The sequence below is a fragment of the Sphingomonas sp. GW821-FHT10F09 genome, from assembly GCF_058809195.1.
In genome coordinates this window covers 187366-196897 of the sequence record NZ_JBXASI010000006.1, presented here as the reverse complement: position 1 = coordinate 196897, position 9532 = coordinate 187366, and the positions used below count along the sequence as shown (strand labels likewise).

At 66.1% G+C, this 9532-nt stretch carries 7 protein-coding genes and 1 pseudogene; 5 read left to right on the top strand and 3 right to left on the bottom strand.

Annotated features, from left to right (window positions below; translation table 11 throughout):
- Positions 1–500: pseudogene (locus tag AC1RTO_RS17320) on the bottom strand (methyl-accepting chemotaxis protein); the annotation flags it as partial.
- 333 nt (positions 501–833) lie between these two features.
- Here AC1RTO_RS17320 and AC1RTO_RS17315 point away from each other — a divergent pair.
- The 3 genes from AC1RTO_RS17315 (at position 834) to AC1RTO_RS17305 (ending at position 2433) form a co-directional block, all read left to right on the top strand.
- The gene (locus AC1RTO_RS17315; RefSeq protein ID WP_493162043.1) at positions 834–1550 is read left to right on the top strand and encodes an IS6 family transposase; all 717 of its coding nucleotides are present in this window, start codon (positions 834–836) and stop codon (positions 1548–1550) included.
- Between the two features lie 96 nt (positions 1551–1646).
- Positions 1647–1844, top strand: coding sequence for a hypothetical protein (locus tag AC1RTO_RS17310; protein WP_493162042.1), 198 nt, complete (start codon positions 1647–1649; stop codon positions 1842–1844).
- Positions 1845–1854: 10 nt separating this feature from the next.
- The gene (locus AC1RTO_RS17305) at positions 1855–2433 is read left to right on the top strand and encodes a hypothetical protein (protein WP_493162040.1); all 579 of its coding nucleotides are present in this window, start codon (positions 1855–1857) and stop codon (positions 2431–2433) included.
- 221 nt (positions 2434–2654) lie between these two features.
- Here AC1RTO_RS17305 and AC1RTO_RS17300 read toward each other — a convergent pair whose 3' ends face one another.
- Together AC1RTO_RS17300 and AC1RTO_RS17295 are read right to left on the bottom strand one after the other, a co-directional pair.
- Positions 2655–6236: an ABC transporter permease/M1 family aminopeptidase gene (locus tag AC1RTO_RS17300; protein WP_493162038.1), complete on the bottom strand. Its 3582-nt coding sequence runs from the start codon at positions 6234–6236 to the stop codon at positions 2655–2657.
- 6 nt (positions 6237–6242) lie between these two features.
- The gene (locus AC1RTO_RS17295) at positions 6243–7133 is read right to left on the bottom strand and encodes an ABC transporter ATP-binding protein (protein WP_493162036.1); all 891 of its coding nucleotides are present in this window, start codon (positions 7131–7133) and stop codon (positions 6243–6245) included.
- A gap of 270 nt (positions 7134–7403) precedes the next feature.
- Here AC1RTO_RS17295 and AC1RTO_RS17290 point away from each other — a divergent pair, with 270 nt between their 5' ends.
- Positions 7404–9110 (top strand): FAD-dependent oxidoreductase, encoded by a 1707-nt coding sequence (locus AC1RTO_RS17290; RefSeq protein WP_493162034.1) that lies wholly within the window; start codon positions 7404–7406, stop codon positions 9108–9110.
- Positions 9103–9405: a UBP-type zinc finger domain-containing protein gene (locus tag AC1RTO_RS17285; RefSeq protein WP_493162033.1), complete on the top strand. Its 303-nt coding sequence runs from the start codon at positions 9103–9105 to the stop codon at positions 9403–9405. Before AC1RTO_RS17290 ends, AC1RTO_RS17285 begins: the two co-directional genes overlap by 8 nt.
- Positions 9406–9532: the final 127 nt, after the last annotated feature.

Sequence of the window (9532 nt, the reverse complement as noted above, 5' to 3'; positions counted from 1 at the left end):
ATCGCGCGGTTATAATCGGTGCGCAGCCGCTCGTAGTCGGCCGGGAACGTCTGGTCGATGCGATAGCTGAGGTCGCTAGAGGCCAGCCGCGTCATCCCTTCGCCCAGCGCACCAACAACCACCTGCTGTGCGGTTGCCACAGCCTGCACTTCTTCGGCATTCTGCTTAAACACCCGCATTGCGCGAGTCATTCTGCCAACGCAGTCTCGATGATCTGCATAGGCTATGGCCGTAACGAGGTCGCCTGCGGCGAGACCCTCCATGCGAACGACGGTATTAACATAGGGGGTGCAGATAAGTTTGCTACTTACGATTACGGTAGCGATGGTCAGCACTAAAAGGGCGGCTGCCGCACCGACGTAACTCAGCGCCTCCGTCGGAGGCGCCTGTACGGCAAAATAGGTAGTGGCGACGCCGGCCGCCGCGACGGCGCTGTGAACCGCGAGGAGAACTTTGAACTTTGTACGGATCGGTGCCGTTTTTTCAAACCAGGAGAACATTCGTTTGACCCTTCGCCAACCTTGCGTGGACCGTCCCACCGGTCAGGGATCACGAATGAAGCCCCGCGAATGCCAATTGGACCGAAACGGATAAGGCATAGTAAAATTATGCCCGAAAAGAGACTAAGCCAATCCGGTAAAAAGCTCGATTCGGTACTAATTCGTCGGGCGTGAAGCGCGTCGCCCATTGGTGCGCTTAACGCCTGCAACCGCCATTGACCGCGCAATTGCGCCGGCTAGTAATCAGGGCAGGGTAGGGCTGCGACATGCCCCGACCGGGCATTGTCAGCGCAAATGCACGGGCTGGTAATCATGGCCGTGTAGGGCTGTGACATGCCCCGACCGCACAAGCCAGCCACGCCATTCCGCTATTTCAACTCATCGCCCGAGGTGATCCGGCTGGTGGTGCTGATGTACGTCCGTTTTCCGTTATCGCTGCGGAACGTGGAGGACCTGCTGTTCGAGCGCGGCATCGACGTTTGCCACGAGACGGTGCGGATGTGGTGGAACAGGTTTGGTCCAATGTTCGCCGGCGAGGTGCGGCGCAAGCGGGTCAGCCACATGCGTGGCTTTCGCCATTGGCGTTGGCATCTGGACGAAATGTACGTGAAGCTGAACGGGGAGATGGTCTACCTTTGGCGAGCAGTAGACCACGAGGGCGAGGTACTGGAAAGCTACGTCACCAGGAGCCGTGACAAGGCGGCAGCTCTCGCGTTCATGAAAAAGGCGCTGAAGCGACACGGGTCGCCGAATGCGATTACCACCGATGGCTTACGCAGTTACGGTGCGGCAATGGACGAACTGGGCTGCCGTGAACGGCAGGAGGTGGCTCGGTGGGCCAACAACCGGGTCGAAAACAGTCACCTGCCATTCCGAAGGCGAGAGCGCGCGATGCTCCGGTTCAGGCAGATGAAGACGCTGCAAAAGTTCGCCTCCGTCCACGCCAACATCCACAATCACTTCAATCTGGAACGCCACCTCATTGACCGGGAGACCTACCGAACACGACGCTCCGCCGCGCTGGCGGAGTGGCAGATGCTTGCGACCTAGGTCATGCCCTCAAAGGCCGACCTGCGACAACCCGAGACGCGTCCGCTTTAAACTGACAGCTCCCTGCCGGCCTATGCGGCCGGCCTACGCGACGGCATGACAATCCTCACGCGCACCGAGGGCGAACCCGACAACGCGCTCTTGCCCTATGCGCTGCTGGTGGACGATGGCGGCAAGCAGCGCACCATTCGCTATCTTCCACAGGGCCATGACCGGGTGATGGTCCAGCAGTTGCGATTGATTGATACTCGTAGTCCGTCCTGTGCCACCACGCTTGGTGGTTTGACCCGATGAGAGACGGCCGATGATCTCTGCAATATTTACTCTGGCACTGCTGACCGCCTCTGCCGAAATGACCTCGTGTCGTCATGACCGACAATCCTTGCTGGCTCTCGACCTTCAGGCATTCGATCAGGATATCAACGGCGGTTGGCGGACGCTGGAGGCCCAGGGTTGCGCCGTTGAAGCCGCCGATCTCATCCGGGACTGGCGAAAGGCGCATGGAGGCATGGGTGATGCCGATGCCCTCCTGTCATGGCATGAAGGCCAGCTACGAGCCGACGCGGGCCAATATGCTAATGCCGTCAAGCTCTTTGATGCCGGGAGGCATCCTGCCGCCGAAGACGCCAAATGGGGTTGGAACCTTTACGTGGATGGCAGCGTGGCCTTTCTTCGCGGTGATCTGGCTGCGTTGGAGGCGGCGCGTGCAAAGCTGGCGATCCTACCTCGCCCGGCTGAGCTAGAAGACGCTATTGGTGTCGACGGCAGGCCGCGGAAGGTTCGCTGGCCAATGAACATAGGTGTTCTCGATGGTTTTATCCGCTGTTGGGGCCAAAGCTACAAGGCTGCCTATCGCTGTCCGGCGTTACCCACAAAAGGTTGAATGCACTGGCTGCCGCTCGGCGATCCTCGACTCAGCTTCAACGCGGGTTGGCGAGCGCCGTCACCTCATTTTGTGCGATCGGACGCGACCCGAAACGGCGGCTTTCCCTATTCCACTTGTAAATCGACGCAACGCACACTCTCGATGACCTCTAATCGAGAAGATGAACAGATGTCCGTTGTCGGGCAGCGAGACGGGTAGGCCTAGAATCCGTAGCTGGGTCAGGAAGGTGCCACTAAATTGTCGTCGCTGTTTCGATCGATATACTTGTTGTACGGATCGACCCCGACGAACGCCGGCCGCGCCGCGGTGACGATCCGCACCTGCTGCCCGCCGCTGCGGAGCGGGCGGCGCTCCATCGCCAGCACGTCCGCCCTTGAGAAGGCGGCGAGCCCCGGCCGCGACGCGAACGCGCCGACGTCGATCGTGTCGGCGAAGGGAACGGGCGTCTCGACCCCCTGGCCGTTGGCGGTGAACTTGGCGGCGTTCACAGTCAGCAGCGTTTCCCACCTTCCGTCGGGCAGGCGGCGGGTGGTCGCGTCCTTCGCCTCGAAGTCCCACAGCACAATCCGCTCGCACAGGTCGGCGACCAGCTGCCTTTCCTGCCCGTCGCGCGCCAGCGACGCGAAGCCGGCGACGAGGTCGGTCGAGCGCGCATAAGGCCGCCCCTTGAACCGGTAGCGGTCGAGCAGCCCGCGCAGCATCGCGTTGACCCGTGCCTCGCCCAGCCGGTCCTGGAGCAGGTACAGCGCCACCGATCCCTTGTTGTAGTGGATGTAGGGCTGGTTCTCGACGCGGGCGAGCGGCAGCTCCTCCACCGCCTCGCCGCGGCGGCCGCGCAGGTAGTCGTCCAGCTCGTACTTCAGGAACCGCCTGATCTTGTCGGGGCCGTAGAGCCGCTTCATCACCATGAGCGCCGAATATTGCGCCATGGTCTCCACCCACACGGTGCCGCCCTGCATGTCGGCGCTGATCACCTGGTGCGCCCAGTATTGATGCCCCAGCTCGTGCGCGGTGATGTAGGTGACGTAGTCGATCCGGTCGGCCGAGCGCGCGTCGGCGATGAAGCCGATCCGCTCGGAATAGGGCACCGTCCCCGCGAACGCCTGCGCGAAGCTGGCATAGCCGGGGAACTCGACGATCCGGGCATAGGGGAACTGATAAGGCCCGAAGTTTTCCCGGTAATAGCCGAGCGCGGCCTGCATCGCCGCCAGCATCCGGTCGACGTTGTAGGCATGGGCGGGGTGGTAGAGGACCGACAGGCGGACCCCGTCGGCGACCCGCGCCTTTTCGGCATAACGCGCCGACTGGATCGAGAAGAAGGACAGGATTGGCGCGCCCGACACAAAGCGCGCGGTGCGGCGGCCGTTGGCGACCGCGTCCGTTACCTTGCGACCCGGCGCAATCGGCACCTGGTCGGCATCGGTCGACAAGGTGACATCCGACCGCACCCAGTCGGTGTGGACGTAGTTGCTCCACTGGGCGGAAATATTCTCCAGCTTGGCTGGGCGCAGTTCCGCCGGGAGGCCGTACTTGCGGCGCTTGGTCCGGTCCTGGAGCAGCCCGCTGCGGTCCATGCCGAGGGTCGGCGCGAACTCGCGGTTGTTGAGGAAGGTGCCATTGGCGACCAGGCGCGTGTCGTCGTCGTTGGCCGCGAAGCCGCGGTCGACCCGCTCGGTACGGAAGCCGAGCGTGCCGGTCGCCCCCGGTGCGACCGGCCGCTCGAAGCGGTAGATACGGTACTGGTTGTCGTCGTCGTCGCTGACCAGCCGCGCGCCGGGGATCGTCACCGCGACCAGCCGGGTGCGGTCGTCCTGCAGGCGGACGTGCAGGTCGCGGAGGGGCGCGCCGGTGTCGTTGACCCAGGCGTAGCTGCCCTCCGCTTCCATCCGCCGCGCGGCGGGGTGGAGCGCGATGGTCAGCCGGATGTCGGTCAGCGTCGGCTGGCGCAGCCCCGCATAGCGGAGATACTTCTTCTCATAGGCCGCGGCCCGCGCGTCCTGATCGGGGGCGCTGCGATATATGTTAAGGACGTCCATCTGCCGCCAGGCATAAGCCCCGCTCGCCGCGACGGTGACCAGCGCGACCGCCAGCACCACCCCCGGCGTCCCCCGCAGCCGCCGCGGCGCGAGGCGGAGCCGGTGGCCGAGTTTCACGTCGGTCCCGCGCCGCCAGAGGAGGTGCGCCGCCACCGCCAGCGCCAGCGCCCACCCGCCCCAGTAGAGCCGCAGCCACCATGCGCGTGCCGCGCCGATCTGGTCGCCGTTCATGTCCGACAGCCGCAGCGTCCCGGTCGAGCCGTAGAGGTAGAGCGGGTGGTCCCAGCCGATCGTCGTGAACACGCTGGTCGCGGCGAGGTAGACCACCATCAGCGCCCAGCCGACGTACTTGTTTGGGCTGAGCGCCTGGATGAACACCGCGAGCACGGCGAGGATCACGAAGTCCGCCGCGAACGGCAGAACGTACCAGGCGAGATACTTGCCGAGCGCCGGCGTCACCGGGCCGCGGAAAAGCTGCACGACGATCCCCGCGACGACCGAGGCGAGCAGGGTCGTGACCAGCACGCCGGCCACCGCCAGCACCTTGGGGACGAGGTACGCCCAGTTCGGCAGCGCGGTGGCGTCGACGATCTCGTGCATGCCGCGTTCGCGGTCGCGCCACACCAGCTCGCCGGCGTAGTAGATCGCGAAGATCAAGGGCATGATCGTAAACGCGCCCTGGAGGGTGCCGATCACGGTGAAGGTCATCGGGTAGAGCGGGGTGCCGTAGCGCTCGCCCGCTACCAATAGCGAGGCGACCGTGTTGGCGAGGCCGACCGCCAGCATGATGACGAAACCGGGGCTCCTGAAGATCAGCGCCATCTCGAACCGGACGCGGGCGAAGAGCTGGGTGGGGCCCGCATGCGCGGGGTCGGTCGCGGGCAGCGCGGCGGCGACGCGCGGCGGGGTGGCGGCGAGCTTCGCCACGCGGCGCTGCTCGCGACGCAGGCGGCGCTTCGACGCGCCGCGCTCGGTGAAGGAGAAGCGCCACCACGCGACCGCCAGCGCCAGACCCCCCAGCATGACGGCGATGACCCGGTTGGCGGCGAGCACGCCCGCGAAGGCGGGCATGGCCGCGTTCGCCTCGGCCGGGGTCCAGTAGCGGGTCAGCCAGCCAAACGCCCCGATCCCGAACGGTTCGAGATAGGCGATCGTCTCCCGCCATTCCGGCTTTTCCGCGGTGATGCCGATCAGGGTCAGGTAAACCACCAGGAAGGCGATGACCGCGAGGTAGCTGTAGGTCATCGACCGGGTCATGGTCGCGACCGCGAAGAAGATGCCCGCGGTCAGGAACAGGTTGGGCAGGCCGAGGAGGAAATAGGCGTAGAGATAGTCGCCGGCCCGGTTCGGCCCCAGCGTCTCGGGATCGACCCACGGCATCAGCGTGCCGAGCCACATCGCCAGCGGCACCACGACGAAGGCGATTGCCGCCGCCCCGTAGGCGCCGAGGAAGCGGGCGAGGAGATAGGCCGCCTTGGTGACCCGGGTCGTCCGGACCATCTGCCCGAAGCCGCTCTCGTCGTCGCGAACCACCACGTTCGCCACGAAGGCGGTGGTCACGAACATGAAGAACAGCGACATGATGAAGTGGGTCCGCGCGATCGCGGTGGCGGCGTTCTTGTGGACGTTGCCGCCGCTGCCGAGCGAGATCCGCTCCACCGTCACCGACCCGAAGGTCAGGAGGAAGAACAGGATCGCGACCGTCCAGAAGACGGGGTTGCGGAGCTGGTAGCGCAGCTCGAAGCGGGCGATGGCGCCGAACATCGCGGGTCAGGCCGCGACGGGGGCGGCGCGGCGCGAGCGGGCGAGGGTGGAGAAGTACACGTCCTCCAGGCCCCCCGCCGCAGGGGCGAAGCCGTCGCCGGGATCGTGGTCGGCGAGGACGTGGACCACCGTGCGCCCCGCGAACAGCCGAGTGGAGATGACCTCGTGCGCCTCCCGCACCGCGTCCAGCGCGCCCGGCGCGACCGTCTTCGCCCAAACTTGCCCGCGGGTCCGCTCGATCAGGTCGAGCGGCGCGCCCTCCAGCTGGATGCGCCCCGCCGCCAGCACCGCCATGCGCGGGCACAGGTCCGCCACGTCCTCGACGATGTGGGTCGACAGGATCACGACGACGTTCTCGCCGATCTCGGCCAGGAGGTTGAGGAAGCGGTTTCGTTCCTCCGGGTCGAGGCCGGCGGTGGGCTCGTCGACGATGATCAGGCGCGGGTTGCCGATCAGCGCCTGCGCGATCCCGAACCGCTGGCGCATGCCGCCGGAAAAGCCGGCGATCGCCTTCTTCTGATGCGTCCACAGGTTGGTCTGGGCGAGCAGCGTCTCGACGGTGACGCGCCGGTCAGCGGCCGAGTGCACCCCTTTCAGCACCGCCATGTGGTCGAGCATGTCGTAGGCGGAGACGCGCGGGTAGACGCCGAAATCCTGGGGCAGGTAGCCGAGCGTCGCACGCAGGTCCTCAGGGCTGGCCACCACGTCGATGTCGCCGAAGCGGATAGTGCCCGCAGTCGGCGTCTGGAGCGTCGCTACCGTCCGCATCAGCGTCGACTTGCCGGCGCCGTTGGGTCCGAGCAGTCCGAACATACCTGCCGGGATCGACAGGCTGACGTCGTCGAGCGCGCGAGTGCCATTGGCGTAGACGTGGGTGACCCCTGTCAGTTCGAGCATGTGTTTCGACTCCCCCCTCTAACAAGCTTAGCAAGGTGTACCAGGGAAGCAATACAGCGGTCTAACGATAGCCGGCATGATCCCCTCCCGGCCAACCCAATCCCGAGCGAAGCACGGCTCGTGAACAAGCGGCCGCTTTTGGGAGCGCCCGAGTAGCGCTGGATGTCCGCTTCTGGGTCATTAGCGATCGGTTTGAGGCGCTCGTCTGAAAGACGGGCAAGAAGTTACGGCCGTCTCGCGTCCGGCGCGAGCCTGTGTCAGACTGCGGCGATGTCATCAACTGTTGCCGATCCGGCCGCCGACCGCTCGGCGCAGGCCTTCCCGACTCTGACGGCGCCACAGGTCGAGACGGCGCGGCGCTTCGCCAGCAGCACACCGCGGCGGTTCAGAGCTGGCGAGACGATCTACGGGATCGGGGATCGCGACGCGCCCGCGTGGCTGGTGCTGGAGGGGACCATCGACATCACGCGCCGCGATGGGCCCGAGCACGAGGTCGACCTCACGACCCACGGTCCCCGGCAGTTCAGCGGCGAGATCAGCCAGCTTTCGGGCGCGCCTTCGCTCGCTGCCGGCCATGCGGGCGAGCACGGCGCGCTGGCGGTGGCCTTCGACGCCGCGCATCTGCGCGCGCTGATGGTCGGATCGGCCGACGTAGGCGAAGTGGTCATGCGTGCGCTGATCTTGCGTCGGGTCGGCCTCATCGCCGCTGCCGGGTCGGGCTCGGTGCTGGTCGGCGATCCCGGCAACGCGGCGCTGCGACGGATCGAGCAGTTCCTGACCCGCAGCGGCTATCCGGTTCAGGTGCTCGACGCCGCGGGCGAAGGCGAGGGGCACGCACTAGTCGAACGGCTCGGGGTGCTGCCCACGGAACTGCCGCTGATGCTCTGCCCCAACGGCACCGTGCTGAAGGACCCGACCGAGGTTGAGGTCGCTGCCTGCCTCGGAATCACGCCTGAGATCGATCCGAATCGGCTCTACGATGCCGCGGTCATTGGAGCCGGGCCAGCGGGACTGGCGGCGGCGGTCTATGCGGCGTCTGAGGGCCTGTCGGTAATCGTGCTGGACGGCCAGTCGATGGGTGGGCAGGCGGGCGCGTCCAGTCGTATCGAGAATTATCTCGGCTTCCCGACCGGCATCTCGGGCGGGGCGCTGACTGGTCGCGCCTTTACCCAGGCGCTCAAGTTCGGGGCCGAGATCGCCATTCCGGTCAAGGTCGAGCGGCTGGACCGCGACGGCGATGTGCCGGGCGCGCCGTCGACCCTGCACCTTGCGGGCGATCGCCGCGTCCGTGCCCGCACCATCGTGATCGCGTCGGGCGCGCGCTATCGCCGGCCGCTGATCCACAACCTCGCCGAGTTCGAGGGTGCCGGCGTGTCCTACTGGGCATCGCCGATAGAAGCGAAGCTGTGCGCAGGCGAGGAGGTCGCGCTGGTCGGCGGCGGCAATTCAGCTGGACAGGCGGTCGCGTTCCTCGCACCACAGGTGGCGAAGTTGCACCTGATCGTCCGCCGGCCGCTGGAGGAGACGATGTCGCGTTATCTGGTTGAACGGATCGCGGCACTGCCCAATGTCGTGCTGCACGTCGGCAAGGAGATCGTGGCGCTGGAAGGCGACGACCAGGGTCTCGCCGCAGCAGTCTTTCGTGATCGCATAACCGGCGAGGACCATCGCTGCGCGATGCGGCATCTGTTCCTGTTCATCGGTGCCGAACCCAACGCTGAGTGGGCGCGAGGCTGTCTGGACATGGACGACAAGGGGTTCGTCACGACAGGAGCTGACTTTGCGGGCGACGCGGTCGCCTGCGGAAGGACCGCGCTGCCACTGGAGACGAGCCGCCCGTCGGTGTTCGCGATCGGCGACGTGCGATCGGGATCGACGAAGCGGGTCGCCGCTGCCGTGGGTGAAGGGGCGGCCGCGGTCGCGCAAATCCATCTGGCGCTCGCGCACCATCAGGCAGACGGAGGCGCGCATGGCTGAATGCACCCACATTGACGCAATCGCAGCGGTAACGCCCAGCGCGCGGGGCTGCGAAGAATGCCTTCGGATCGGCAGTTCATGGGTGCACCTGCGGCTTTGCCGGACATGCGGACACGTCGGCTGCTGCGACGACAGCCCACACCGGCACGCTACCGCGCACTTCCAGGCGACGCGCCATCCGATCATTGAGGGCTACGATCCACCCGAGGGCTGGGGCTGGTGTTACGTCGACGAGGTCGTAGTTGTTCTGCCGGACCAGACCGACCAGCTCGGCCCGATACCGCGCTACGTCTGACCGTCTGGGCCGGATTGTACTCCAGCGAAAGCACTGGCAGCGCGGAGGTGGCGGCTGCGCACATTCTATACCAACCGGACGCGTACCACGGGTCGATCACCCGGACCTGCGAAGCCATCGTCGACCC

What these genes read in the sequence shown, in the direction of transcription:
- AC1RTO_RS17310 (WP_493162042.1), top strand. Translation starts at nt 1,647, where the DNA reads ATGACAATCCTCACGCGCACCGAGGGCGAACCCGACAACGCGCTCTTG.
- AC1RTO_RS17305 (WP_493162040.1), top strand. Translation starts at nt 1,855, where the DNA reads ATGATCTCTGCAATATTTACTCTGGCACTGCTGACCGCCTCTGCCGAA.
- AC1RTO_RS17285 (WP_493162033.1), top strand. Translation starts at nt 9,103, where the DNA reads ATGGCTGAATGCACCCACATTGACGCAATCGCAGCGGTAACGCCCAGC.
- AC1RTO_RS17290 (WP_493162034.1), top strand. Translation starts at nt 7,404, where the DNA reads ATGTCATCAACTGTTGCCGATCCGGCCGCCGACCGCTCGGCGCAGGCC.
- AC1RTO_RS17315 (WP_493162043.1), top strand. Translation starts at nt 834, where the DNA reads ATGCCCCGACCGCACAAGCCAGCCACGCCATTCCGCTATTTCAACTCA.
- AC1RTO_RS17300 (WP_493162038.1), bottom strand. Translation starts at nt 6,236, where the DNA reads ATGTTCGGCGCCATCGCCCGCTTCGAGCTGCGCTACCAGCTCCGCAAC.
- AC1RTO_RS17295 (WP_493162036.1), bottom strand. Translation starts at nt 7,133, where the DNA reads ATGCTCGAACTGACAGGGGTCACCCACGTCTACGCCAATGGCACTCGC.